This is a genomic window from Vibrio sp. HM8-C, from assembly GCF_058630515.1.
The window spans coordinates 210,935-237,326 of record NZ_JBMMKS010000004.1 but is presented as its reverse complement, the minus strand read 5'-3'; the positions used below and the strand labels follow the sequence as shown (position 1 = coordinate 237,326).

Below are 26,392 nucleotides of genomic sequence, written 5' to 3'. Positions count from 1 at the left end.
CCTGCTTTTTTAAGTTCGGATGAGTTCGGAAGAGGCGCTATTGTAGAGCAATTCTATCAATTGAAAAGCTGTTTTAATAAGCGCCTTTTTCCTAGAAGCTGTGACTGAACTGCATTGCAAATAGCATCGCATCAGAACGTGTAGTTGCATCGATACGAGGCAGCGAAACATGCTCTTCCAAATATTCAGTGGTTTCTACATCTTCACCAATCAGATATGTCATACCGAAATCAATACTGGTGTTGGCTGACCAATGATAGGTTGCACCTGCTGATAACCACTGACGATTTGAGTCTGGAATAGAGATAGATGCCAATTGATCAACCGGAGTTTTGTCAAACATGTAACCAGTGCGTAGCGTCCAGTTATCAGTGGCGTACCAAGTTGCACCCAACGAGTAGTGATAAGAGTCCTGCCATTCAAACTCTTTCAGTGCCATGTCATCGGCTTTGAGTGCATCGAATTTAGACCAACTGATCCATTGTACGGAATAATGCAGAGCAACTTGAGGTAGCACACGATGATAACCGGAGAACTCAGCGATATCAGGCAAGGCTAGATATAATGTATCGAGCGTTTGGCCGACATAGTGAATGTCGCCTTGTGCTTCTATCTCTGGGCTGTATTTATAGCTCAAGCCAAAGCGGTGATTTTCATTCACTTCGTACATCATGCCGAAGTTAGCGCCCACGCCCACGCCCGAAGCTTCAACACTCAGTGCATTGCCTTGAACACCGCTGCATCGCTCCGAAGTACCAGAGCCAGGGACAGTTGCGCTCAAACACAGCTCTAATCCCATATCACGATACAGAGTACCGATCCCGTAGATCACATCGATACCACCACCAAAACTCAGATGGTCATTCATTTTATACGCCAAACTTATCCCAGCATTCATACTGGTGACCTTGGTAGTGCCACCAAACACAGCAGCCGCATAGTCTGGTTCGAATTCAATATCAGTACCGAAGTTGGAATAGGCGGCTAGGCCAAGATACCAATCATCACTTAGGCGATGAATGTAATAAATATTAGGTACCACAGCTTGCTTGCCGATACCTTCAACATCATCGACATCGGTGACGGTTGAGGTCGCGTAAGGTGTGACCTCAAGAGATAAGTCTGGACGGAGGACAGTGCCATTATTGACGGCATGTACATTTCCACCAATTTGCGCTGAATGGTATTGCGCATCTTTAACCGTCGAATCTGGACGAACATAAGTCAACCCCATAGACATGGCATCGCGTTTAAACAGCGTCATTGCTGCTGCATTGCGACTCAGTACCGAAGCGTTATCACCGATAACTGCATCACCTGAAAAAGCACGACCAAGACCTGTAGCCGAGTGCTCATTGACCTGAAAGCCGGCTGCTGTTGCAGTAGCCGAAATCAAGCTTGCAGTGGCAAGAGCTGACATCGATATCAGTAATGGTGTTGTCTTCATTGGTGTGGCACCTCTATAAATTGGAGGGCGGATTTAAGCCAAAGCCAGTATGAAAAGACATCAGTCCAGTTGGGTTCTGACAAACCTCTGACGGGTTCTTACGCCTTTTTTACATAACAGAGGTTTGCGTGTAGGAATGCGCTGACTTATGACCCCTTGCTTCTGTGCGTATTAATCAAATCAAAGTGTGGCTCTACAAAATCACCATATTGTGTAAGAATGCACCATCTATGAGGTCAATCGATCTTACCAAAGGAAAAATCTCCCTATTTTGGTCTTTTAAGGCAGCACGATGGAATATTTAAGTAGTACCACTCTTATTGCAATGTTTCTGATATTTGTTGGTTCGTATGTTCAAACGGCAATAGGATTTGGGTTAGCTATAGTTGCAGCGCCACTTCTATTCTCTATTTCTCCTGATTATGTTCCTGCACCTATCGTTATTTGTGCTCTGTTTATTTCGCTGCTGAATGCCATTAAGTTACGTTCGGACATTTCGATTGGCGGATTGAAAATGGCGCTGATAGGGCGAGTACCCGGCTCTATCGCTGGTGGCGTAATGTTGGTGATGGTGTCGAGCGACATTCTGGCATTATGGCTTGGTTTGTTGGTGTGGTTTGCCGTTATTGTAAGCTTGCTGCCATATCGTATTGAACCGACACCGGGGCGTATGGTGGTGGCTGGTTTCTTCTCAGGCTTCTTTGGTACTAGCAGCTCTATCGGTGGTCCACCAATGGCGCTTCTTCTTCAGCATCAAGAAGCGAACCAGTTACGCGGAAATCTATCTGCTTTCTTCTTGTTCAGTTCGGTTATCTCATTAGCGATTCAAGTGCCAGCAGGATTCTTAAACAGCCATCATCTGATGTTGAGCCTTCCTCTGTTACCAGCAGCTTGGTTAGGCTATGTTTTGGCGCGTAAAACGACTCATGCTCTGCCGAAAGAGAAAATTCGCTTAGGTGCTCTGGCGCTGTGTTTGATCAGTGGCACAACAGCGATTTGGCGCAGTTTTATGTAACAACAAGCTCAATCTGCTTGGGAGTTTTTAGTGTTCATCTCCTGTTAAGGAAGTTTCACTAATACTCTTTCAACAAACCTCATGGGAAAACGCTGATTTTGGCGCTAGCAGAAAGTCTTTTAAGTCTTGGTCTAGTAGCATTAGCCATCTCAGCGTTGAAGGTCTGAGGATTCTTTAGTTTTATATGAGCCGTTTACTCAGCCGTCGCTTGTTTAAACAGGGTGATTTTTCCCCTCATTTGCATGGACACTGGGGCATTGCTATTAACGTCTCAAGTCAGAGGTTTTAATGAGAACGATCGGAAATATTATTTGGTTTTTATGTGGCGGCGTCTTTATGGGACTGGCGTGGTGGCTGGTTGGTTTGATTGCGTTCGTCTGTTTGATTGGTATTCCATGGGGACGCGCGTGCTTTGTCATCGGCACTTTCTCATTCTTCCCGTTTGGCAAAGAAGCGGTATATCGCAATGAACTCACATTCCGAGACGATGTGGGTACGGGCATTTGGGGTAAAATTGGCAACGTTATTTGGTTCTTGTTAGCAGGTATCTGGTTAGCGATTGGCCACGTGCTTTCCGCAGTAGCGTGTTTCGTGACTATTATTGGCATTCCGTTCGCGTTACAGCATCTAAAATTGGCTGTGATTTCTCTGGCGCCGATCGGTCAAACTATTGTGCCAAAAGAAGTGGCGTACGGCGCGAGATACGGGCGCCATTAATTCCCAATATAGGTTTGGTATCAGAGCAGATCTCGCAATAAACCGCTCTTGATAAACAGGCTATTAATAAGCTTTGATACCAAACTGACGCAGTCTCTCAGGCAAAATGTCATCTAATTGATGAACTTCCTCAGCCGAAATCTCAATTAAATTAAATTGATGCTCTACATAAAGTTGGCGAGTTTTATCTTGCTCTTTCTGGGAGAGCTCTCCGTTATCGGTTCCCCAATACTGAATGTAGACTTTGCCTGTCGGAAGATAAAAGTCACTCATAACGGCTTCTTCAATAGGGAGAGGGCGCTGATAGGCATGCATCACTCCCGCTAGGTAAAGCCAGTTATCAATCAGCAATTCGCCAGTTGAACGGACGTAATGTCCGTCCAGAGTTCGGTGTTTGGCTTCGAACTTTTGACGGAAGTTGGAATAGGACTTATCAGTTGCTTGTGTTTGCGCATCTTGCCCTAAAAACTCAACCACAGACTGACGCATATGAGGGTTGTGGCGAATCGAATCATGCCAGACGACGAACTTTTGCTGAGACTGCTTATCTTCACGTTGTTTTGCACCTACGCGGATACCAGAAGGGGTCGCAATCCAACCATCCTCCTGTTTATTAATCCAACCGAGTTCGCTAAAAAGCTGATTGATTTTCTTAGGATTAAGTTTGAAATAATCCCCAACTTGGGTCGCCGTTAAGGTATTGCCGCCGGTCGCCACAAGATCAATCAGCAAGTTTTCCGGCCAGACGACAAACTTGCCGAACTTTGCATGTTCAACATACTCACCACCAAACTTTGCACCGAGATCGGTGAGCAACCACTGTCCTTCGTGACGACTGAGATAGCCCGCTTTAGAAAGATCGGAAAATAGCTGCTTTGCATCGATGTTACGCAGTTTGGCCAATGCAGAGGTAGAGAGTTTGTCAGACATAGTGTTTCCTTACGCAGATTCCCATCCATTCAATCAGCTTCAAAAGAAATGCTCAATACTGATATGCGCTAGCGGGATAAAACTGTGATTTACAATGTAAATGGAAATACGAGAACAAAGGGTATTTATATAGGAGGTTAACGCTGCAAAACGAAAACGAGCATTATCGGCGTTGACAAGAGGTACAGCCTCGGCAGGCTGAGCGGGTATGTGGATCTAATCTACCTCGCTGAACTTTACAGTAGGCATTTTTCAAAGCCCGCCTTGCTGCAAACCAGTCATCGGGTTTTTGCATGATCAAATAGCCGTTAAATATCTTTGTTACCTGCATTCGGTATTCATTGATAAAACGGCTATCAAATTCAATTTCAAAATGGTCGAGAGCCTGCTCGATAGAGGTAAAACTTGCGATGGTTTTGAGTATGTCTGGCTGGCTCATAGCTGAATTCAAAAGATGGAATTTGCATCAGCATAAAAGAGCCTTTTCTCATCGTCTTTGATATAAGCCAATTTAGATAAAATCAGTGGTGTCTATAAGGGGTTCTACTACATAAAGTGGCGCCACAAATAGGTAAATGGGACGACCAAGAACAGAGCCGGTAAGAAGTTCACCACCGCAAAATTCATGATTTTGGCAATACGCAGACCTACCGCTAGCATGATGATGCCTCCAATTGCCGCGAAGTTGGCGTACACCTCAGCATCCATATACGGCATGATCGATTTCGCAACCAAAAATAATGCCACTTGAACGGTGAATTGTACGATGGCAATCAGCACAATGCTGGGACCTAATGTAATGGCGAAGATCATGGCAGTGACGAAGTCCATCAGGGATTTCACAACCAGTAGCTGATAATCACCGTTTAAACCTTCGGTCATGGCTCCAATCACACCCAAACCACTAGCGCCGAATAACACGATTAGGGCGGTAAACTGCATGGTGAAATCGAGTTTGGTTAATCCTCTAGGTAATGGCAGAAAGCGTTCAAATTTGCTTTGAATGTAAGTCGCTGCTTTACCAATACCAGATTCAAGAAAAATGAGTTCACCTAACGCTGTGCCGAGAATAAATGCCATGACGACGACGGTGACATCGTGAACCTTAATTATCATGGTAATACCAATCGCTATAGACGAGAGCGCAAAGGTGGCTGGTAACCCTTTTTCAAGTCTTTTCGGAATGTATTTCGCTAAAGATGCGCCAATGATTCCGCCTAATATAATCGCACAACTGTTCAACACAGGACCGACTATCATCATTCATACTCCTATCGGTACATGTTGATATTGATTGTCTTTATTGTTTCTAAGCAATTGGCTGCGAGTATGAATGATTGATGTGGCTGAATAAACATGGTATCAGTCAATAGATTGTTGCACATATCGAACATATGGAGAGGGAATGGACAGGCTGAAATCGATGGAAGTCTTTGTTGCTGTGGTCGATGAGAAAAGTTTGACGGCTGCTGCATCCAAGCTGGATATCTCTCGCTCGATGGCGACACGTCACATAAACGCTTTGGAAGAATCTTTGGGCGTTAAGCTTCTGTATCGCTCAACCCGCAATTTAGTTCTGACTTCAAATGGCGAGGAACTCGTGCCTTTCTGTCGTGAGATTTTAAAGCAGAGTGAGATGCTCTATCACGTAGCGCAACACCAACATAGTGCTTTAGAAGGCAAAATCGCGCTGGCAAGCAGTATCTCATTTGGGCAACTCTACTTGGCGCAAAGTGTAGAACGCTTTTTAGAGCGTCATCCAAATGTTTCCATTGAACTGCATATTTTTGATAAACCGGTTGATGCGATTAAAGAGGGGGTTGATATTGCTATCGAAGGCGGAAACCGACTTCCCGATCAGCTGATTGGTCGCCGACTGGCGGATTTCCCCTCAGTGATTTGCGCGACGCCCGAATACATCAACACCCATGAGCCAATTCGCGAACCGCAAGATCTGACTCAACACAATTGTCTGGTGCACAAGAAGCTCGGTCAGGTGTGGAGTTTTACGGACAAAGGCAACGCCAAAAATGGGCTCAGTGTGAAGGTCAAAAGTAATTACACCGTTAATGACACCACTATTTTGCTCAAAGCAACCTTGAGCAGTCGCGGTTTATGTTGCCTTCCTGTGCCAGATGTTCGCGATTATATTGAGTCTGGTTTGCTTACAACCGTGCTGGATGAGTATCACGTCAATCAATTTGGCATCTGGGCTCTTTATGCTTCAAGACACTATCAACCTAAGTTGCACAAAGCCTTTTTGGACTTTCTGGTTGACGATCTTAAACACGCTTCGCGAGGTGTTTAGTGTTCGAAGTCAGAGAAGATCAAAGATAAAGAAGACAGAGTACTTTTATCTTCACAGTGTTGTTAATCATTCATATAAACACTACATAATCATCAAAACATTTTAAGTTATGATTGAAACATCAGTCAGTTTTAAGGGTTAATCAAATGTCTAAGCAAGTAGTTATTCTGCTCCATGGGGTGGGAAGTAATGGTGAAGATTTAAGTGCATTAGGGGATTTCTGGCAGCCAATGTTGCCTGATACTCTGTTTCTGTCACCGAATGCTCCGTTCGCTTTTGATCAAGCCAGTGTCGGTTATCAGTGGTTTAGCCTGATTGGCGTGACCGCGCAGAATCGTCCACAACGCATAGTTGAAGCTAGAAAAACATTCGATGAGACGATTAAAGGTCTGTTCGCTGAACACAATATCGATGCAACCAAAGACAAAGTTGTGTTTGTTGGTTTCTCACAAGGTTCAATTATGTCACTGGATGCTTTGGTGAGTGCGAGATTCCCATTGGCGGGATTAGTGGCGTTTTCCGGTCGTCTTTCTTCACCGCAACCTTATGAGCCAAGTCTTTCAACACCTGTGCTGTTGATTCACGGTAAGAGCGATCCGGTTATTCCTTGGTCTGAAAGCCAAAATGCCGCCAAAATACTGAACGAATTGAACGTTAGTGTTGAGCAAAGCTATGAGCCTAACACTGTGCATACCATCTCTTCGGAAGGTGCGATGTTAGCGGCTCAGTTTATTCAGAAGTGCTTTGCTTAAAAGGCATTTTCCTTAGTCAGTTTGTTATCTAAGGAATTTCGATTAGGAAGGTAAATGCCACTGGGAGCGAAACAATCCAATGATCTTTTGATAGTTTTCGCTTCCTAACTCTTTTTCCAGTTCTGCTTCCAACTGCGCTTTTATTGCCGCAATTTTACTTCCCAACACTTCACCTGAGTCAGTCAGTGTCACCATTTTATCTCTACGGTTGGTTTCAGAAGTCGTCATTTCAATATATCCAAGAGAAGTGAGGTACTGGGCGTGTTTGTGAACCGCTTGTCTGCTGATGTTCATATAACGTGCTGATTCACTCAAGCTCATCGAAGTATGTTGATTTAGGCTTAGCAAATAAATATCCATTTCAGAAAATTTATCATCGAGTTGCTGCGCTATTTTACTCATTGTGGTGTGACGCAGCTGTTTATGTTTTTCACTGATTAAGTCAATCATACCAAGGGTTTCTAGAAAGTCGGTGGATTCCATTTGATCTGTCACTGCTGATATCTCTAATAGTGACGATGGTATTGCTGGGAATTTTAATTGTCAATTTAGTTGACAAAAAATGTGTCGCAGTTATCATTATTGTCAATTAAGTTGACAATAAGATTTGAGGAATTCATGGGTAAGAACAAGTTTGAGAACTTTATTTTTTCATTAATGGTTTGTTTTTTAATGGTTTTAGGTATGACCATCTACAATACCTACCTTCACGCAGCCACTGGGCATGTGAATATCGTTAGTGCTTTAACATCAATCACTTTCGTTGCCATTTTTGCCGTAGCATTTGCCATTGACTGGTATGTGGTTGCACCGATTGTGAAAGGCTTGGTGAAGAAAATGACCACTGAACAAACACCGTTTATTAAGAAAGTTATGCTCATTTCTAGCTTGATGGTTCTGTTCATGTGTACCGTGATGTCGCTGATTGCAACCATCGCACAAGGCTATGAAGGCTCGTTATTAGCGGCATACGCAAAAACTTTTGCGTTAAATATTGTGGTTGCTTTGCCATTGCAATTTGTCGTGGTCGGCCCTATCGCACGAGCAGCATTTTTTAAAGTATTTCCACCAGTTGCAGTGCCTGCTGTTAGCTAATCTTTATGCTATTTGGTGGCAAAATGGGCTTCAAAAACGCGTAATGAGTAGAAATAAAAGCCTTCAATGAGGGGTGATGTCTATCACAAAAGCTGCTACTATTGCGCCAGTTTGAAAAGTTGGTGTTGAGCCAACTTTTTTCTTGTTTACTACTTAGGAATTTCACGTGCTAACAACTGCAAACATCACCATGCAATTTGGCGATAAGCCATTATTTGAAAATATCTCGATCAAATTCGGTAATGGCAACCGTTACGGCCTTATTGGGGCGAATGGTTGTGGTAAATCTACATTCATGAAGATCTTAGGTGGTGAGCTTGAACCATCTGGTGGTAACGTTTCTGTAGACCCTAACGAGCGTATGGCGAAACTGGGTCAGGATCAGTTCGCTTTCGAAAAATACACGGTTGTTGATACCGTTATTATGGGTCACAAAGAACTTTGGGCAGTGAAAGAAGAGCGTGATCGTATCTACGCACTTCCTGAAATGTCTGACGAAGACGGTATGCGCGTTGGTGACTTAGAAACTGAATTCGCTGAGATGGACGGTTACTCAGCAGAAGCTCGCGCAGGTGAGTTACTGCTAGGTCTGGGTATCCCAGAAGCGCAACATTTCGGTCTGATGAGCGAAATTGCACCGGGTCTAAAACTACGTGTGTTATTGGCTCAAGTTCTGTTTGCTGAACCAGAAATCATGCTACTAGACGAACCAACCAACAACTTGGACATGCATACTATTGCTTGGTTGGAGCAAATTCTACTAGCACGTAACTGCACAATGATCATCATTTCACACGACCGTCACTTCCTAAACACCGTATGTACTCATATGGCTGACCTAGACTACGGCGAACTGCGTCTGTTCCACGGTAACTACGACGAATACATGATCGCTGCTGAACAGGCACGTGACCGTCTGCATGCTGACAACGCGAAGAAGAAAGCACAAATGGCCGAGCTTCAAACGTTCGTAAGCCGCTTCTCTGCAAACGCATCAAAAGCAAAACAAGCAACGTCTCGTCAGAAGCAGCTAGACAAGATCCAACTTGAAGAAGTGAAACCTTCAAGCCGTCAAAACCCGTTCATCCGTTTTGAACAGGAAAAAGAGCTGTTCCGTAACGCACTAGAAGTGACTGACCTGAAACAGGGTTACGGTGACAACATCCTGATCAACGGTGTAAACCTAATGGTTGAAGTAGGTGAGCGCATCGCAATCATCGGTGAGAACGGTATCGGTAAATCAACTTTCCTTAACACGCTTGCTGGTGCTATGACGCAAATGGAAGGTGTGATTAAGTGGTCTGAAAACAGCAACATTGGTTACTACGCTCAGGACCATGCTCATGACTTCGCACAAGACATGAACTTGCTTGACTGGATGGGTCAGTGGAAAAAAGACGGCGACGACGAGCAAACTGTGCGCGGTATTCTAGGTCGTATGCTGTTCTCTCAAAATGACATCAAGAAATCAGTAAAAGTGATTTCGGGTGGTGAGCAAGGTCGTATGTTGTTTGGTAAGTTGATTATGCAAAAACCAAACATCCTTCTAATGGACGAACCGACTAACCACATGGATATGGAATCGATCGAGTCTTTGAACTTAGCGCTAGAAAACTACAAAGGCACGCTACTGTTCGTTTCTCACGACCGTCAGTTTGTATCGTCAATTGCTACTCGCATCATCGAAATTACTAAGGATGGCGTGAATGACTTCCATGGTACTTACGATGAGTACTTGGCAAAACAGGGTTTAACTGGCTAATCATCTACTTGTTTGGAGCTTCCACAATTTGAAGCTTGAGAAAGTAAGACGATAGACAGTGAAAGGGTAGAGTTAAATCTGCCCTTTTTTGTTGTCTTTTTTACATTCAGGCTGTCTTTAACGCTCTGTTTACGGTAGCATCTCCGGCCTTTTTCAAGTTGGAGGTTTAAGATGTATATCGGTTTTGACTACGGTACTGCGAACTGCTCTGTGGCAAGTATGGATGGCAATGATCCAAAGTTGCATATTTTAGAGAAAGACAGTTTCTACATCCCTTCAACATTGGCTGCTCCTACTCGCGATTCTGTCGCTGAGCATCTGTTTCGTCACCGCGACTTAGTGCCATTGGACGCAGATGGCGAACAGCGCCTTCGCCGTGCCATTGCGGCAAACCGCGAAGAAGATATTGACCTTCAATTTGACGATGTGATGTTTGGTCAGGCAGCGTTGGATCTCTATCTATCCGATCCACACGAAGTCTATTATGTAAAATCACCCAAGTCTTTCCTTGGCGCGATGGGGCTACGTGAAGCTCAATTGGGTTTCTTCGAAGACTTAGTCTGCGCAATGATGGCGAACATCAAATCACAAGCGGAAAAGAGTGCTCAGCAAATCATTACCGATGCAGTGATTGGTCGCCCAGTAAACTTCCAAGGTAGAGGTGGCGAGGCTTCTAACATACAAGCTGAAACCATTTTGCGTCGCGCGGCTACTCGTGCAGGTTTCCGCAATATTGAATTTCAATTTGAGCCTGTTGCGGCTGGCTTAGAATATGAAGCGTCACTAACTGAAGACAAAACGGTGTTGGTGGTGGATATCGGCGGTGGTACTACCGACTGCTCGCTGATCAAAATGGGACCGTCTTGGGCAGGTAAAGCTGATCGTAATGACAGCCTTATCGCGCATACAGGTCAGCGAATTGGCGGTAACGACCTTGATATTCACATGACCTTCAAACAATTGATGCATCCTTTTGGTTTTGGCAGTCAAACCCTTTCTGGGCTGGAAATGCCTTTGACCCAGTTCTGGAATCCGATTGCAATCAACGACGTTAGCGCACAGGCGAAGTTCTTTGCTAAAGAGAATCTAAAAGATCTCAAACATCTGCACAAAGAAGCGGCTGAACCCGAAAAGCTGGCAAGATTGCTTTCGGTTTACCATGACACTTTAGGTTACAGCTTGGTAAAGAAAGCCGAAGAAGCGAAAATCGCGCTCTCAGATGCTCAGGTGGTTACGACTCAACTCAAAATCTTATCAGAGCTTATTGATGTTGATATCCGCTTAGATGAAATGATTGAAGCGATTGAAGTACCGAAAAGCAAAATGGTGGAACTGGTGTCTGAAGCGGTAACACTTGGCGGGAGTAAGCCGGATGTGATCTTTATGACTGGCGGCTCAGCACGTTCACCAATCCTACGCAGTGCAGTAGAACAAGTTTTGCCAAATATACCTGTGGTCAGCGGTAACTACTTTGGCTCGGTAACGGCAGGTCTGGCTCGATGGGCAAAAGTATGTTTCGAATAAGCCTCGCAAGTTAATTTTCATCTAGTTACAGCAGCCTCATTAAGAGGCTGTTTTTCTGTCACACTTAAACCACCATCACAGGCTGTGGTGATTGTTTAACCTTTTTAATTGTATTGATTGATCAATTGATGCAATTGGAAATATCTACTCGTGTTTATGCCATCTGATCAGTAAGATAGCCAAGTCTTATCCCTTGTAAGGAACAGAACTCGATGAGCAAAACTCGCATTCTAATCTCAGATTCCACTAACCCTTGGTTTAACTTAGCGGTCGAAGATACGATCTTTCGATCTATGCCTTCAGACCAAAGGGTGCTGTTCCTATGGCGCAATGCCGATACTGTGGTGATTGGTCGCGCACAGAACCCATGGCGTGAATGTAAGACAGATAGAATGGAGCAAGACGGTGTTAAGCTCGCACGTCGTCAAACGGGCGGTGGTGCGGTGTTCCATGATTTAGGTAATACCAACTTTACCTTCATGGCAGCTAAGCCAGAGTATGATAAAGAAATCTCAACCAACATCGTGCTAGCAGCTTTGGCAAAACTGGGCATTAACGGTGTGGCGAATGGCAGAAACGATTTGGTGATTGAAGACGAGGCTGGAATTAAGAAGTTCTCGGGTTCGGCTTACCGTGAAACCTTAGACAGAGGTTTCCATCATGGAACGTTATTGCTCAGTGCAGATTTGAATCGCCTAGCTGACTATCTCAATCCTGATGAGAAGAAGCTGCAAGCAAAGGGTATCACTTCCGTAAAATCTCGCGTCATCAACCTAAACACGGTCAAGTCAGATATTAATCACGAACAAGTGTGCGAAGCGATCATCGAAGCGTATCTAGAACATTATGACGAGTCAGTTACCGCTGAATGGATCACTCCAGAAAATTTCCACGACTTACCAACATTCAGTGATAAGTTCGCTGTACAACAAAGCTGGGATTGGAACTTCGGGCAGACGCCTCCGTTTACTCACCGAATGGATGAACGCTTTACATGGGGTGGGGTTGATGTGTATCTCGATGTAGAGAAAGGAACCATTCTTGAAGCGAAAATCTTCAGCGATATGTTAGACCCATATCCAATGGAATTATTGGCGCAGAAGTTATCGAACCTCTCATACAACAGAACAAGCATTGAGCCGTGTATCGCAGCGCTTGCGTTGGAAATGCCACAGTATTCAGAGCAACTGACAGCTTTCAGACAGTGGTTTGTTACTCAGATTGATTAGATTGGCTTTACACAAACAAGCAGCGTTAAATATAAAAACCGAGCATAGCAGCTCGGTTTTTTACTTTTCTACCCCTAAACCACCTTCTACGAAGGTGGTGATTGTTTAGTCTTCAGGATAGTCTCTGCGTTGGTTGTGTCTGTCTTGCTTGACCTGCCAATGTTCGTTTGGGTCGTAGGCTTCATCACATAAATCGATGGTGAATCCCATATCCTGAACTTCTTTCAAAGTGAGGTTGTCAGCCAGTTGGGTCACTTGCCCAGCTTTATTTCTCAATTCCATATACCCTCCCGTTGTGCATTCTTGGAATGGAGCAGCAACGAGTTAAGTATAGGTGATGCAGATCTATTTAGAGTGAACGTTGAATTTTATTACAGATCGCTTCAGCCAATTGGTGGCTGGCGATATTGCGATCCACTACAGCTGTTGCAAGCGTTCCTTTTTCAACCACGCTTATCCAGTCTTTGATCATGTAAGCAAAGCCTTTGCTGTCTAACATTGGTGTCCAGTCTTTTAGTGCCAGAGTGGTTTGTTGGTTGTTTGCCCAACGATGGCCTGAAACAAAAGAGTCAAACTCATACGCTTCATTAACGAGATGAGCCTGTACGCGTTCACCCGTAATGCCATACTGACGATTCATGGAAGCATGCAGCATGATTTCACCGTGTTGCCACTGCACATCAACGCGCGCCAATTCATTTCCAGACATTTGATGAGTGACATACACATCGTTTAAGTCAGCTTTAGCAAATAAGTTCACGCTGTCCAAAGGGTGAATAAAGTCATCGAAGATAAAGGTTCGGATATCACCTGTTAGATTGTAACGGTGCTTCTCCCAGCGAAGCGCGCGTAAGCTTTCTAATGTACCTTGTTGTAAACCCGACAGGTGTTGATTAAACAGTGGGATATGGCGGCGGTTAAAACCTACATATAACGGTTGATTGTGTTTTTGTGCCAAGTCGTAAAGGGTTTCACAGGCTTGTGCACTGTCGGCAAGCGGTTTATCGACGAAAGTTGGGATACCTTGGCTTAAAAAGAAACTGGCAATTTCAGGATGGATAGCGGTAGCCGCATGAACCATAACTGCATCGACATTAAAACCAAGTAGTTCTTTGTAATCACGACATCTTTCTGCCACTCGATATTGTTTCGCTAGTGCTGCTAAGGTGTGTTCATTACGAGTACAGAATACGAGTTCAACGTCAGGAAGTGATGTAATGACTGGGAGATAGGCTTTTTGAGCAATATCGCCTAGGCCGATAATACCGATTTTCATTGCAGGTTCTCTTTCACGAAATGTTGGTCAGAAGGCTAACATGCTGATGAAAAAACGGTAGTGTGAAGCTTTAAAAGTGGGAATACGAGGGCATTAACTAGAAACAATTGCTTAAAAAGGGCTCTCTTTATTGAGGTCATTGCAAATTTCAATGATCGCAAGAGATAAGCCCGACTTAATCATTTGCTGCTGACGTTGCAGTTGCAAGTGGTAAAAGTCTAAGTCGATATCTAAGTCTGGGTCGATGGAGTCGAAAGGCACCATGCCAGACTTCTTAACAAGGTTAAGCTCTTTGATTTGAGAGACGATGTTTGGGTCAGTAAACGTGTATTCAGAACCATCTTTGTTTAGCTGGTTACGAATTTTGATAAAGCACTCTATGTCATGGTAGACATCATCGGCAACAACGCCTAAACCATAAAGCAGTTTGAGCCTGACAGAACGATTGCCTAATGGACCTGTATCGTGAAGTAGGGGGCCTACAACCGATTGAACAGCGAAATTATCTTTACGAAAAATCCTTTCCATCAGAGCGGTAATGGCATCACTGAATATTTCTACAGCAGCAATGAAATAACCACGCACGGATGACGCGTCATTTAATCGTTCTAATATTTCAGTTTCGTTAATTGTGTTTACCATATAATGTTCTAATCGAATTTTGGGCTAGAGGGCTGAATGGCAGCCCTCTAAAGTTGTCGCTTTAATTGCGCTCATTCTCTTTTTAGAGCTGAGCGTATAAAGCTTCAATTTGTTGTATTTCTTTGCTGTTCTCATTCAAGCCAGTGTAATGCGCGAGTGTCTTTTTCACGCCAACCTCTTGAAGAGAAGCATGCAGTTCTACTGCTTGTGGGTCGCTGTCATTGGTGTATTTCAAAGCAGCAGCAACGCCTTTTAGTAGAGTGCCATTTGCCACGTTGTACTCAATTGTACCGAGCAAAGGTTTAATGAGTCGATCATTTGGTCCCAATTTTCTGATTGGTTGACGACCAACGCGATCCACTTCGTCTACAAGGAATGGATTAGCAAAACGACCTAGAATCTTTTCGATGTAGGCTGCGTGCTTTTCTCTTTCAAACCCGTAGCGATTAATTAGTACTTCACCGCTCTCTTCCATCGCTTGTTTCACTTCACTACGAATAGCAGGATCTTCGATGGCTTCACGGATCGTTTTATGGCCAGCAATGTTACCTAAATAGGCTGTCACACAGTGACCTGTATTTAGGGTAAACAGTTTACGCTCTACAAACGCCATTAGGTTGTCTGTGCATTCCATGCCTGGAATGTTAGGGATGTCGCCTTTAAATTGAGTCTCGTCGACAATCCACTCGCTGAACGTTTCTACTGTTACAGCTAGAGGATCAGTTTCCCCTTCTTCTGCGGGAGGAACGATGCGGTCTACTGCTGAGTCAACAAAACCAACAAACTGTTCTACTTGTGGCTTCACGTCATCCGAAAGAAGTTCAAAAACTGCTTCTTTTAGTTGGGTTGTACCACGTACCATGTTTTCACAGGCGATAATATTTAGAGGCGAAGTCTTACCGCTCTTGACTCTTTTTTCAAGCCCTTGAGCTAATGTTTTTGCAATGATTTTTAAAACTGTAGGACCGACCGCAGTAGTGATGAGATCGGCTTCTTCGATACAATCAACAACCGCAGGATCAGTGGAATTGATCGCGGTGACACCGGTTACAATTTCAGTAACGCAATCAGCGCCTACCACTTTTACTGGGTATTCCTTGCGTGCAATCAGTTCATTTACAACTACCTGATTGACGTCTGTGAATGTAACGTGAATGTTTGCGTCAGCGAGTAACTTACCAATAAATCCGCGGCCAATATTGCCAGCACCAAAATGCAACGCTTTCATAACATACCTTCCAAAAATTCAAATTTAAAAGAAGGCCAGTCGGGGGAGACCGGCCTTAAGTTCATCGTGTAGGAGCATGGCTCAAAAACGCTTTAGCCATTTAATATACGAAGAACATCACCAGGGTTAGTTGTGGTCTTCAAACACTCGATGGCTTCTTCGTCATCAAGTGAGTTGGTGATAGCAGTGATAACTTGAATATGTTCATCACCTTGCGCAGCAATACCGATAACTAGTTTCGCCACATCATCTTCGTCTTCACCCCACTGAACGCCTTCAGGGAATTGGCAGAAAACGATGCCGGTTTTCTTAACGTACTGTTTAGTTTCGATAGTTCCGTGAGGAACAGCGATGGACTCACCCAGATATGTAGACACCAATTGCTCTCTCGCTAGCATGCCTTCGACATACTCAGGTGCTACATGGCCTAGTTTTACAAGTTGTTCACCAGCAAACTTGATCACTTCTTCTTTGCTCTTTGGTGTTAAGCCTAAGAAGATGTTTTCATTGGAAAGCTTTAGTGTTTTTTCTTCACTAGAGTCAGTGTTTGCTGGTGCTTCAGGCTTTTTTAGCGCGCCCTCTTTAGCCGCTGTAAGCTCTGCAACCAAGTTGTCGTACAGTGCGTTATCAAGGAAGTTTGATAGCGAAATGTGCTTAGCATTAGCTGCGTGTTTACGTGCACGGTCAGTAAGATCGCGGTGAGTAACAACGATATCTACATCATTTGGAAGGTTGTTAATTGCTAGGTTTGTTACTTCAATATCTAGATTTGCAGCATCAACTTTCTTACGTAGAAGGCTCGCACCCATTGCGCTTGAACCCATACCTGCGTCACAAGCTACGATGATTTTACGAACGCTGCCCATGTCGATGTTTGCAGCAACAGTTTGACCTTTAGAAGACGCTTTCATGTCTTGCATTTGGCTAGTCGCTTGCTCTAGAGAATCATCATCTTCTGTCGTTGTTTGTTTCTGAGTTTTCATCAGTAGTGATGCAACGAAGAATGAAACAGCTGCAGAACAGATTACTGAAAGGATAACGCCAACGAATGCTGATTTTGGTGTCATCAGTAGTACTGCGAAGATAGAACCAGGAGATGCTGGAGATACAAGACCTGAATCAAACATTACGTTAGTGAATACACCAGTCATACCACCTGCGATTACAGCGATGATCAGACGTGGGTTCATTAGCACGTATGGGAAGTAGATCTCGTGGATACCACCTAGGAAGTGGATGATTGAAGCACCCGCTGCTGATTGTTTAGCACTACCTTTACCAAATACCATGTAAGCGATTAGTAGACCTAGACCTGGGCCTGGGTTAGCTTCGATTAGGAAGAAGATAGATTTACCTAGTTCCTCAGATTGCTGAATACCAAGTGGTGAGAAGATACCGTGGTTAATAGCATTGTTAAGGAATAGGATTTTAGCAGGCTCAACAAAAAGTGAAGTTAAAGGTAGTAGACCTGATTCAACTAGAGTGTTTACGCCAGCAGCTAGACCAGTAGAAAGAACTTTAACTGCAGGGCCGATAATCAAGTACGCAATGATTGCGCAGATCATACCGATGATACCAGCAGAGAAGTTGTTCACTAGCATTTCAAAACCGCTCTTCACTTTACCGTGAACAGCTTGGTCGAATTTTTTGATAGCAAGAGCGCCAAGAGGGCCTGCAATCATTGCACCCATAAACATTGGAATGTCAGTACCAACAATGACACCCATAGTGGTTACTGCACCAACAACTGCACCACGATCGCCTGCAACCATTTTACCACCGGTATAACCGATAAGTAGTGGTAGCAAGTAAGTGATCATTGGACCAACCATGCTGGATAGTGTTTCATTTGGAATCCAACCAGTTGGAATGAATAGTGCTGTAATAAAACCCCAAGCGATAAACGCGCCGATATTCGGCATTACCATATTGGAAAGGAATCGGCCAAAATTCTGTACCTTGACCTTTGCTTCTGGTGATAACATAAGTGTACCCCGTTCGATGTTCTGATTAATTTTGTTGTAGTAACGGTTCGCCAAAACCGCTGATTGATTAACACTCAATAAATCTACCACACAATTTCTAGTTGGCTCTGAGAACGGGTTTTTTGTGATCAACTAATCATATTTAATGCCCTTCAAATAATTTCTTTGTGATCTCTCTCATTTTTCTACTATGTAATTTTGTTACAAAAGTTACAAAATCATTTTGTCAATTGAAAATAAATGCTCAGTATCTAATTTTGAATAAAAAATCATTTTTAAAAATATCGATCAAAATCACATAATCATAAAATTAAGTCCTTTGTTGGATTTTTAAGGAGATGCATCTCACACTTATTGATTTAATTCGAACATTGAAATAAATAATGGATTTCTTAGTGAGATATTTGTAATTTAGATACAAAATTTTTATCGGTCAAAATTCGAACATTCAGACCAAGAAATGGGTTTTTACTACATCATCAAATGTGCAATTTATACCTTTCTAAAGGTCTTTATTTCGAACAAATTGCTGCGCAAATCGAAAGCGTTCTGCTGTAGGTAATAAAGGATATCGCCATGATAGGTGCTGATTCATATGTGGGCAGATTCCTATTCTTTATTATCCAGCACGACAGTCTTTATGAATGAATATGAGTAAACTCTAAATTAAATCAGGCACTTAATTTCATATCTATATGCATTTGGTGAATTATTAATAATTAAGGAAAGTGCCCAAGAAGTGTGAAATGGAAACAACTACGGCAACCAAGTGGTTTAGCCAGTTGTATTTCCTTGCTAGAATTCCGCCACTTTCAATATGGACACTAGAATTTGTGAATGAAAGAAAACGTAATAGTTTCTGTTTCTTCGATTAACGGGACACGGCATTTCCATCTAGGGAAAATTTATCGATATTGTTTAAAAGGATTTGGTTATCTACTGGTTGTCAGTGTTCTTGCAACGGGAGCATTTATATACAAGTTGGTTAATGATGCATATTTCGCGCGTCTAAAGCAGCTTGAGCTAGAAAACAAATCGCTAACACTATCTGAGGAAGTGAATTCCCTTAATAATTTAAAAGCGAGTTTAGAGGGAGACCTACTAGAGCGTGAAGAGAAAATTCAGCTGGTATCAGATAAGTTGGGTGACCTTGAGAAAGTGCTCGGAATGGGAGAAACATCGTCCGAATTGGAGTCTCGTTTAGATACGGCTGCAATTACCTCATCCGTAAGGATGGTGATGTTGACTCAAATTCCAAGCGGTTCTCCTGTACAAAAAGGACGAATTTCGTCTAGTTATGGTAAAAGGGTTCATCCAGTAACTGGGAAAGCAGCGTTTCATCGGGGGCAAGATTTTGCTGTAAATACTGGCACCCCAATTTATGCGCCTGCAGATGGTGTTGTAGAAATTACTCGTAAAAGTGACCAAGGGTCAGGTAATTTTCTTCGTTTGTTACACATGCATGGGTTTAGCAGCTCTTTTTCACACTTACAGAAGTTTGCGGTTAACAATGGCGACTTTGTTCAAAAGGGTGATTTGATCGCATACTCAGGCAATAGTGGTCTTTCTTCAGGTCCACATTTACATTATGAAATTCGATTCGTCGGTCGTTCATTAGACCCTAAGCCTTTTGTTCATTGGGGGATAAACAACTTTGAGACGATATTTAGTGAGGTTAAAGGTATTCGATGGGAATCTTTGGTAAATCAAGTCGAGCTAAGAGTCAGCACTCAGCTACCACTCTCATTGCAAAGGGTTGCTCAATCAGCGGAAAATTCCGGGTAGAAAGCAACATGCAAGTGGACGGAACTGTTGAAGGTGAAATTCACGTTGATAAAACTTTAATCGTTAGCGAATCTGGCCGTACAAGTGGTGAAATCTTCGCTAAACACCTTGTCATCAATGGCGAATTTGAAGGAACCTGTCGTGCAGAGAAGATTGAAATTCTTAGTCGCGGTAAAGTCACGGGTGCTATCTATAGTGATGATCTAAGCATCGAGCAAGGTGGACGCTTCAACGGTGTTACACACCCTGCTGAAACCAACACTGACAATAAGTCAGTGGTTGAATTAGCTGATAAAGTTAAAGAAGTCAAAGCTCAAGAGATCAAGGTACAAGAGGTGTCGCCTCAAGAACCTAAAGTTGCAGCTAAGAAGTAACTTTTTCGAAAAGAAATGATTGTTTCAAATATAAAAAATCCGCCTAGATGAGGCGGATTTTTTTTTGAACGGCAAGTAACTGAAGTTACTAATTAACGCAGAGATTTCTTATGTTCAGCTTTACAAACCGCAGCAGTAAATACCACGTCGGTTGAGCTGTTAAGCGCAGTTTCAGCCGAATCTTGAATAACACCGATAATGAAACCAACGGCTACCACTTGCATTGCTACATCATTCGAGATACCGAATAGACCACATGCTAGTGGAATCAGAAGTAGTGAACCACCAGCAACACCTGATGCACCACAAGCAGAGATTGCAGCAACAACACTCAATAGAACCGCTGTTAATAGGTCAACTTCAATGCCTAAAGTATTTACTGCAGCAAGGGTTAGTACTGTGATTGTAATTGCAGCACCTGCCATGTTGATCGTTGCACCTAGAGGAATAGATACAGAGTAAGTATCTTCGTCCAGTTCTAGTTTCTCACAAAGCGCCATGTTTACTGGGATGTTGGCCGCGCTTGAACGTGTGAAGAACGCAGTCATACCACTTTCACGTAAACATTGTAGAACCAGCGGGTATGGGTTTTCGCCAGTTTTTACGTACACGATCAATGGGTTTACGATGAGCGCAATAAATGCCATCGCACCTAGTAGAACCGCAAGAAGTTGAGCGTAACCAGCTAGAGCGCCGAAACCAGTTGTCGCAAATGTAGAAGCTACAAGACCGAAGATACCAAAAGGTGCTAGACGGATAATGAAACGTACGATTTGAGAAACGCCATGGCTTAGGTCTTCAAACACCGCTTTAGTCGTTGCTGATGCATGGTGAAGTGCTAGACCAAGACCTACGCCCCAAGCAAGAATACCAATGTAGTTTGCTGACATTAGTGCATTGACTGGGTTATCAACCAATTTAAATAGAAGAGTGTTAAGAACTTCAGTAATACCTTGAGGAGGATTTGCACCTTCTGCGCCCGCAACAAGTGTCAAAGTTGTTGGGAACATGAAGCTCAGAACAACGGCTGTTAGAGCTGCAGTGAAGGTACCTAGTAGGTATAAAACTACGATAGGACGCATGTATGTGTGTTGGTTTTTCTTTTGGTTAGCAATAGATGCTGCAACCAAGATAAAAACAAGCACTGGTGCTACGGCTTTTAAGGCTCCGACGAAAAGGTTACCAAGTAAGCCAACACTTTGAGCAGAATCTGGTGAAACAGTCGCCACGATAGCACCTAAAATGATACCAACGAGGATCTGAAGCACCAAATTGCCGCGAGCGAAGCGGGCAAAAATATTGTTGCTTTGCATAATTATCCCTGCAATGAATAAATAGTTTGAATTGTAATGTTTACAGCAGTACTTGCTGTAGGGGGCTTATATTAACTTCGCAGGACAATGTGTCTAGGATTTATTTATAGTTAGAATAATATTTAATGAGGATGTTGAAATTCGACACATTTTTGATGAAATGTTGCGCATTTGTAGCGATTATTTTTAGTAAAAGAAAAGGGTGATATTTCACCCTTTGCTAATATATAGGATTAATATCCTTTTTCCCTAGATTGTTTTTCCTTCATCACACTTTTCACGTGCTTATGAAAATCTTTCTCTTTGGAACGCCTTTCTGCAATAGATTCACTGTTTCGAGCTTGCTCAGCAAGAAGCTTACGATAGTTACGCAATCTTCTTTCATCCAGCTCTTCACTTTCTATAGCTCGTAAAACAGCACAACCTGGCTCACTGATATGTTTGCAGTCACTGAAACGACATTTGTCTGCCAAATTGGCAACATCGGCGAAGACTTCTTCAATACCTTGCTCACAGTCGGAAATTTGAATTTCACGCATTCCCGGTGTATCAAGCAGCAGAGCACCTGAAGGCATAGAAAGCAGAGAACGAGACGTGGTGGTGTGACGACCTTTGCTGTCGTGTTCTCGAATACCAGCTGTTTCCTGAGCTTCACTACCAAGTAATGTATTGACTAAGGTAGATTTGCCCACACCGGATGATCCCATTACGGCGATTGTTTTGCCTACTCTGCACCATGCTTTTAAGCTATTGCAGCTACTGCTAGAAAGAGCGTTAATCGTTTCCACATTCAGCATTGGGTTTAAGGCTTGAACTTGTTGCTTTTTGTCATCAGCGTCATCACATAAGTCCGCTTTGGTTAACACGATAACTGGCTCAACTTGCGCTTCTTTGGCGAGTGCTAAATAGCGCTCTATGCGACTTAAATTAAAGTCATAATTGAGTGAACAGACGATAAAAACCGTATCGACATTGGACGCGATAAGTTGTTCGTAAGATTTAATACCAGCAGCTTTTCTGCTAAAGAGCGATTGACGTTCAAGCAGCTTAATAAACTGATGGGTTTCACGTTCAAGCAATATCCAATCGCCCACCGTCATTGGCGGTAGCTTTGCATGGATATCTAAGTGGATCTCACCATTTTCTGTCCAACAAATATAGCCTGTACGGTGATGCTCACTGATACGAGCGGGAACTGCAGTTTCTAATTCATCCCAGCTAAGTTGTTGCTGGTAAACAGGTCGCCATCCTAACTGTGGCAAAGAAAGTGATAAAGTTTCGTTTAAACTCATTTGGTTACCCCAGACACGCGTAGGTACGCTGTCTTATAACGCAATTAAATATGACTAGGGTCGAGTAAAGGTGTGACCCCGGTTAATCAAACACCGGGCAATTCGAAGGGAAGAAAAGGTTTTAGATTAAGCTTTCTTCTCTGAACTTGCACGGTGGGTATGGAATACAATCATTAAAATCTCCTAATGTTCTCTAGTTAAAAATCATGCAAATGATAGCAGAAGAGGCGGGAATACCCACCTCTTTTTTCATGTTTTAGCTTTAACACTTCTGAACGCTCGAAGCTGAATTATGGAATTAATGATGGTCCATTTTCATGCCGCTCATGACTTTTTTAACTGGTGCTTTAAAGGTCAGTTGTTCCCCATTTTTGAATGTCACCTGAACATCGACCTCTTCACCCTCAGATAATGGCTTAGGTAGGTTGAACAACATAATGTGGAAACTGCCCGGTTTTAATTCCAACTTGCCTTTAGCTGGTACTTTAAATTCGGTGATTTGACGCATTTTCATCACATCACCTTCTGTGATGACATCGTGAAGCTCCACTTTTCCAGCTGCGCTAGTCGTCGCTGAAACAATATATCGGTCGGTATCACTTCTGTTAACAATTTCACCAAATACTGCGCTAGTTACGGCTGTTGGTGGTGTCGCTCTGGCATATGGATTGTGAACCATGATGTCCATTTTTGCGTAAGCTAATGGGCTAGATAATAAGCTCATTAATAACAGTGCCTTACCTTTCATTGTTTCATCCTTCTATTGGGTGAGTGACTTCTTTAATCGCTTCCATTATTGGCGCAGGGTTCTGCGTATGTGGAACTTTAGTTATAAGTGTGCCGTCGGGCTTTAAAAAATAGAAATAGGAGCTATGGTCGAGCGTGTATTTTAGCTCCGAGTTTGGTAATTCGGTTTTACGAAAGATAACGCCGTATCGATTTGCCAAAGCAGTGGTCACATCTAAAGGCGCTGATAAACCTTCAATCATGGCATGGAAGTAATGTGCGTAAGTTGCAGATGAATCGGCGTCATCACGTTCTGGATCGAGAGAAACAAACATAGGTCTCAGTAGTTTCTTGGTCTCATCATCAATTTGATTTAAAGCACCAGCTAACATAGCAAGAGAAGTCGGGCAAACGTCTGGGCAGCGAGTAAAACCAAAGTAGACGATGCGAATACGACTATCTGTTGTATCAAAGATATTCACTGCTTGGTTTTGTTCTCCGTATAGCGTCACATTAGAAGCAGATGGAGTCTCTTCTTGTTTTAGGGTTTTCTGAGCGTCGAAATAACTCTTGGTGCCAAAACCTAATACAAAAGCCATGATTAAAACTAAAGACCAATTTTTGCTCATCGTTCCATCCTTAATGCTGGGAGAACAGTTGTGTTACCGTCGGAAAGTTGACCTACCCATGTCATCGATTCACTAGTGCAGACAGGCAATATAATGTCTGCCTCGTATTTGCCAGACTCGACCTTTTTAAGCACATACTTCACTGTTCCCATCTCCATTTCAACACCTTGCAAATTTAAGACAAGTTGTTCTGATTGGCCGTTTGGCCATGAGACAGAAAGTCGATTGGCGACTAACGGATGTACGGTGTCTTGAGCTAAAGACATGGAGATATCTTTTTGTGTACATGGTGTGGTCGACAATTGGCAGTATTGGGACAAGTCGATGCTCTTTGTTTCACCAGCAAAGAGTTTAATGATATCGCTAGCAAAGAAACCAGCAAGAAGTGCGATAAGTATGGCGAGAAGTTTTAAAGCTGAACGCATTTTCTTACACATGGTTAGGAAAGGTGTGCGCATCCTAGCATAAACCCAGATTAACGTTAGGAAAAATAGAGGGAAATGTGCAAGGGTTCAAGCAAACAAAAGGCGGCTACAAGCCGCCTCGGATAATTGATTACAAGCGCAATAGAATGCAAGAGTTAGACATCATGCTTTTCAGCATATTTCTCGAGCCCTAGAACTAACGCAACGGCACAGAGCATTAAGATAACCGCTACAACAAGCTGAGACGATTGAGACGTTACAGCTTCAAAATCAAACGGCGACAGGTTGTGCTGAACCAATGGTACTTGCTCACCATGAGAGTTTGTACGCCAAGAGATAGTCTCTTTCCAAGGCCAGATCTTCGGTAATGTACCCAGCATTAAGCCGGTCAGAAACATCAAAGTTACTTCGCGAAAACGCTTAAGCAACCATGAAAGAACATGGGAGAAGGTTAATAAACCCAACACACATCCGACGACGAACAACAGTAGAATATCGATTTGCGCACTTTTCACTGCGTCTAGGACGGTTGCATACATGCCAATCAGCAAAAGAATAAAACTGCCTGAAATCCCCGGAAGGATCATTGCACAAATGGCAATAGCACCAGCGATGATGATGTTTATGCTGGTCGGTTCCAAATTCAGAGGTTTCAAAATCGTAATGCTATAAGCAAACGCGATACCAAAAACTAAGCATACCCAACGAGATACAGTTTTGTGCTCAACTTGTTTGAGCATATGGAATACAGATACGAGTATTAAACCGAAGAAGAATGACCAAGTAGGAATCGGATGGGTGACTAATGCCCAAGAGATCAATTTTGCAAGAGTCGCAATGCTGGTTAATATCCCTGCAAACAATGAAATGAGGAAAAAGCCGTTGATATAACGAAATACCGCTGCGAATCCTTCACGTTTCCATATCCCAAGCAGGCTTGGGTTAACACGTCGTATGCTTTCTAACAGGGTATCGTATATGCCAGTAATGAAAGCGATGGTTCCACCAGAAACCCCAGGAACAACATCAGCTGCACCCATCGCCATTCCTTTAATAAAGGTACTAAAGTAGTTCATTTCTAACCTTAAAATGAAAAAGATGCGAAGGAGTATAGCGAAACCGCTATGCCATACTCCAAGTTTTTGGTGAGAATTTATGAAATTAACGTATTAGGCAATGCGTTCTACGTTAAGTGTCAGCTTAGTTCCGTTGAACTTAAGCTGGCTTAAAAGATTTTTTGCGTTCTTCTGACCTTCTTCGTTAAACTCCATGCCGTAGCGAGCATAATGTGTTGAACGCTGTAGGTTGCAGACCTTTCCGGTAAGTGGCGCGAATACTTTTGTACCTTTGTGATCGGCAAAGATTTCAATCGATACCATTTCACCCACTTGGTAGGTTCTGCCGACAGGCGGCGCTATGAATCGACAACCACTTTTTGATAGGTCGCGTACTTCGCCATTCGCTTTGTGCTCACCACAAATTACTTTTCCAGGCAGGTTCACGTCAAATCGAGGTTCTTTTCTCAGCTGCGTCACTTGCATTGAACTAGGTATAGAAAGCATTGCAAATGGGATCGGCTCCTGAACGACATGCAATAGCTGACTGCGGAAATGGATCATTGCGCCTTCACCTCGAGATGAGATTGCGCGAATATTGATCCAAAATCCTTCTTGGAAATAAAAGCTCATGTCATTCGCAGAGATATTCGGGATCTCAATAAGAAGATAAGTATCTGAATGAGTGCCTATAAACGGCGTTCTACAGATAAACTTTGTACCAACTGGTGTTGTAATATTAAGTTTCAACTCGCTACCGTGCTCAACCATGGCTAAAGCGTCGGTGCTATTGAGGGTGAGAACGGATTTATTCGTTTTAGCTACAGTAGGCTTGTCATTTTTTGTCGCTGATAGCTGCGAGGTCATCCATAATCTCCAACAA

The 26,392-nt window shown here is 43.2% G+C and carries 27 protein-coding genes; 10 read left to right on the top strand and 17 right to left on the bottom strand.

Translation table 11 applies throughout. The features are described from left to right. Nucleotides 1–91: 91 nt before the first annotated feature. The gene (locus ACOSVQ_RS07440) at nucleotides 92–1,447 is read right to left on the bottom strand and encodes an outer membrane protein transport protein (protein WP_491981913.1); all 1,356 of its coding nucleotides are present in this window, start codon (nucleotides 1,445–1,447) and stop codon (nucleotides 92–94) included. A 292-nt stretch (nucleotides 1,448–1,739) separates the two neighbouring features. On the opposite strand from ACOSVQ_RS07440, the gene ACOSVQ_RS07435 reads away from it, so the two are divergent. Next, nucleotides 1,740–2,462 carry a sulfite exporter TauE/SafE family protein gene (locus ACOSVQ_RS07435; RefSeq protein WP_165313458.1) on the top strand — a complete coding sequence of 241 codons (723 nt, stop codon included), beginning with the start codon at nucleotides 1,740–1,742 and terminating at the stop codon, nucleotides 2,460–2,462. 288 nt (nucleotides 2,463–2,750) lie between these two features. After that, the gene (locus ACOSVQ_RS07430) at nucleotides 2,751–3,179 is read left to right on the top strand and encodes a YccF domain-containing protein (protein WP_491981912.1); all 429 of its coding nucleotides are present in this window, start codon (nucleotides 2,751–2,753) and stop codon (nucleotides 3,177–3,179) included. Nucleotides 3,180–3,242: 63 nt separating this feature from the next. Here ACOSVQ_RS07430 and ACOSVQ_RS07425 read toward each other — a convergent pair whose 3' ends face one another. The 3 genes from ACOSVQ_RS07425 to ACOSVQ_RS07415 form a co-directional block, all read right to left on the bottom strand. Beyond that, entirely contained in the window at nucleotides 3,243–4,109 is an 867-nt protein-coding gene (locus ACOSVQ_RS07425; RefSeq protein ID WP_491981911.1) for a glycerol kinase, read from the bottom strand. Nucleotides 4,110–4,272: 163 nt separating this feature from the next. Continuing rightward, nucleotides 4,273–4,548 (bottom strand): nitrogenase-stabilizing/protective protein NifW, encoded by a 276-nt coding sequence (locus ACOSVQ_RS07420; protein ID WP_165313461.1) that lies wholly within the window; start codon nucleotides 4,546–4,548, stop codon nucleotides 4,273–4,275. A 107-nt stretch (nucleotides 4,549–4,655) separates the two neighbouring features. Continuing rightward, a complete protein-coding gene (locus tag ACOSVQ_RS07415; protein WP_207621657.1) occupies nucleotides 4,656–5,372 on the bottom strand; it encodes a DUF554 domain-containing protein in 717 nt (238 codons plus the stop codon). Between the two features lie 142 nt (nucleotides 5,373–5,514). On the opposite strand from ACOSVQ_RS07415, the gene ACOSVQ_RS07410 reads away from it, so the two are divergent. Further along, a complete protein-coding gene (locus ACOSVQ_RS07410) occupies nucleotides 5,515–6,417 on the top strand; it encodes a LysR family transcriptional regulator (RefSeq protein WP_491981910.1) in 903 nt (300 codons plus the stop codon). 113 nt (nucleotides 6,418–6,530) lie between these two features. After that, nucleotides 6,531–7,169, top strand: a complete 639-nt coding sequence (locus tag ACOSVQ_RS07405) for an alpha/beta hydrolase (protein ID WP_491981909.1) — start codon at nucleotides 6,531–6,533, stop codon at nucleotides 7,167–7,169. A gap of 42 nt (nucleotides 7,170–7,211) precedes the next feature. Here the strand turns inward: ACOSVQ_RS07405 and ACOSVQ_RS07400 are convergent, their stop codons facing one another. After that, nucleotides 7,212–7,664, bottom strand: coding sequence for a winged helix DNA-binding protein (locus tag ACOSVQ_RS07400; protein ID WP_491981908.1), 453 nt, complete (start codon nucleotides 7,662–7,664; stop codon nucleotides 7,212–7,214). A 123-nt stretch (nucleotides 7,665–7,787) separates the two neighbouring features. Between ACOSVQ_RS07400 and ACOSVQ_RS07395 the strand changes: the two genes are divergently transcribed. The 4 genes from ACOSVQ_RS07395 (at nucleotide 7,788) to lplA (ending at nucleotide 12,779) form a co-directional block, all read left to right on the top strand. Then, nucleotides 7,788–8,264, top strand: a complete 477-nt coding sequence (locus ACOSVQ_RS07395) for a DUF2798 domain-containing protein (RefSeq protein ID WP_491981907.1) — start codon at nucleotides 7,788–7,790, stop codon at nucleotides 8,262–8,264. Nucleotides 8,265–8,430: 166 nt separating this feature from the next. Then, entirely contained in the window at nucleotides 8,431–10,026 is a 1,596-nt protein-coding gene (locus ACOSVQ_RS07390; protein ID WP_102939988.1) for an ABC-F family ATPase, read from the top strand. A 171-nt stretch (nucleotides 10,027–10,197) separates the two neighbouring features. Beyond that, entirely contained in the window at nucleotides 10,198–11,550 is a 1,353-nt protein-coding gene (gene yegD, locus ACOSVQ_RS07385) for a molecular chaperone (protein WP_491981906.1), read from the top strand. A gap of 212 nt (nucleotides 11,551–11,762) precedes the next feature. Continuing rightward, on the top strand, nucleotides 11,763–12,779 hold the full coding sequence (lplA, locus tag ACOSVQ_RS07380; RefSeq protein ID WP_491981905.1) for a lipoate--protein ligase: 1,017 nt from the start codon (nucleotides 11,763–11,765) through the stop codon (nucleotides 12,777–12,779). 105 nt (nucleotides 12,780–12,884) lie between these two features. Here lplA and ACOSVQ_RS07375 read toward each other — a convergent pair whose 3' ends face one another. The 5 genes from ACOSVQ_RS07375 to ACOSVQ_RS07355 all read right to left on the bottom strand — a co-directional run bounded on the left by ACOSVQ_RS07375 (nucleotide 12,885) and on the right by ACOSVQ_RS07355 (nucleotide 17,910). Beyond that, a complete protein-coding gene (locus ACOSVQ_RS07375; RefSeq protein ID WP_491981904.1) occupies nucleotides 12,885–13,061 on the bottom strand; it encodes a hypothetical protein in 177 nt (58 codons plus the stop codon). A gap of 67 nt (nucleotides 13,062–13,128) precedes the next feature. After that, nucleotides 13,129–14,055 (bottom strand): Gfo/Idh/MocA family protein, encoded by a 927-nt coding sequence (locus ACOSVQ_RS07370; RefSeq protein ID WP_491981903.1) that lies wholly within the window; start codon nucleotides 14,053–14,055, stop codon nucleotides 13,129–13,131. 111 nt (nucleotides 14,056–14,166) lie between these two features. After that, the gene (locus ACOSVQ_RS07365) at nucleotides 14,167–14,697 is read right to left on the bottom strand and encodes an MltR family transcriptional regulator (protein ID WP_491981902.1); all 531 of its coding nucleotides are present in this window, start codon (nucleotides 14,695–14,697) and stop codon (nucleotides 14,167–14,169) included. Nucleotides 14,698–14,779: 82 nt separating this feature from the next. Next, nucleotides 14,780–15,925 (bottom strand): mannitol-1-phosphate 5-dehydrogenase, encoded by a 1,146-nt coding sequence (locus ACOSVQ_RS07360; protein ID WP_491981901.1) that lies wholly within the window; start codon nucleotides 15,923–15,925, stop codon nucleotides 14,780–14,782. Between the two features lie 92 nt (nucleotides 15,926–16,017). Continuing rightward, entirely contained in the window at nucleotides 16,018–17,910 is a 1,893-nt protein-coding gene (locus ACOSVQ_RS07355; RefSeq protein WP_491981960.1) for a PTS mannitol transporter subunit IICBA, read from the bottom strand. Between the two features lie 837 nt (nucleotides 17,911–18,747). On the opposite strand from ACOSVQ_RS07355, the gene ACOSVQ_RS07350 reads away from it, so the two are divergent. Together ACOSVQ_RS07350 and ACOSVQ_RS07345 are read left to right on the top strand one after the other, a co-directional pair. Continuing rightward, nucleotides 18,748–19,695, top strand: a complete 948-nt coding sequence (locus tag ACOSVQ_RS07350; protein ID WP_491981900.1) for a M23 family metallopeptidase — start codon at nucleotides 18,748–18,750, stop codon at nucleotides 19,693–19,695. A gap of 8 nt (nucleotides 19,696–19,703) precedes the next feature. Then, a complete protein-coding gene (locus ACOSVQ_RS07345) occupies nucleotides 19,704–20,069 on the top strand; it encodes a bactofilin family protein (protein ID WP_491981899.1) in 366 nt (121 codons plus the stop codon). Nucleotides 20,070–20,161: 92 nt separating this feature from the next. Here the strand turns inward: ACOSVQ_RS07345 and sstT are convergent, their stop codons facing one another. The 7 genes from sstT to ACOSVQ_RS07310 all read right to left on the bottom strand — a co-directional run bounded on the left by sstT (nucleotide 20,162) and on the right by ACOSVQ_RS07310 (nucleotide 26,376). Further along, nucleotides 20,162–21,382 carry a serine/threonine transporter SstT gene (gene sstT, locus ACOSVQ_RS07340; protein WP_491981898.1) on the bottom strand — a complete coding sequence of 407 codons (1,221 nt, stop codon included), beginning with the start codon at nucleotides 21,380–21,382 and terminating at the stop codon, nucleotides 20,162–20,164. 233 nt (nucleotides 21,383–21,615) lie between these two features. After that, on the bottom strand, nucleotides 21,616–22,674 hold the full coding sequence (gene rsgA / locus ACOSVQ_RS07335; protein WP_491981897.1) for a ribosome small subunit-dependent GTPase A: 1,059 nt from the start codon (nucleotides 22,672–22,674) through the stop codon (nucleotides 21,616–21,618). 298 nt (nucleotides 22,675–22,972) lie between these two features. Then, the gene (locus ACOSVQ_RS07330; protein ID WP_491981896.1) at nucleotides 22,973–23,422 is read right to left on the bottom strand and encodes a copper chaperone PCu(A)C; all 450 of its coding nucleotides are present in this window, start codon (nucleotides 23,420–23,422) and stop codon (nucleotides 22,973–22,975) included. 4 nt (nucleotides 23,423–23,426) lie between these two features. Next, nucleotides 23,427–24,029 carry an SCO family protein gene (locus ACOSVQ_RS07325; RefSeq protein ID WP_491981895.1) on the bottom strand — a complete coding sequence of 201 codons (603 nt, stop codon included), beginning with the start codon at nucleotides 24,027–24,029 and terminating at the stop codon, nucleotides 23,427–23,429. Further along, nucleotides 24,026–24,454: a hypothetical protein gene (locus ACOSVQ_RS07320; RefSeq protein WP_491981894.1), complete on the bottom strand. Its 429-nt coding sequence runs from the start codon at nucleotides 24,452–24,454 to the stop codon at nucleotides 24,026–24,028. The genes ACOSVQ_RS07325 and ACOSVQ_RS07320 overlap by 4 nt, the downstream gene beginning before the upstream one ends. A gap of 155 nt (nucleotides 24,455–24,609) precedes the next feature. Beyond that, nucleotides 24,610–25,530 (bottom strand): polyprenyl-phosphate transporter, encoded by a 921-nt coding sequence (locus ACOSVQ_RS07315; protein ID WP_491981893.1) that lies wholly within the window; start codon nucleotides 25,528–25,530, stop codon nucleotides 24,610–24,612. 93 nt (nucleotides 25,531–25,623) lie between these two features. Further along, nucleotides 25,624–26,376, bottom strand: a complete 753-nt coding sequence (locus ACOSVQ_RS07310; RefSeq protein WP_491981892.1) for a flagellar brake protein — start codon at nucleotides 26,374–26,376, stop codon at nucleotides 25,624–25,626. Between the last annotated feature and the right edge of the window lie 16 nt (nucleotides 26,377–26,392).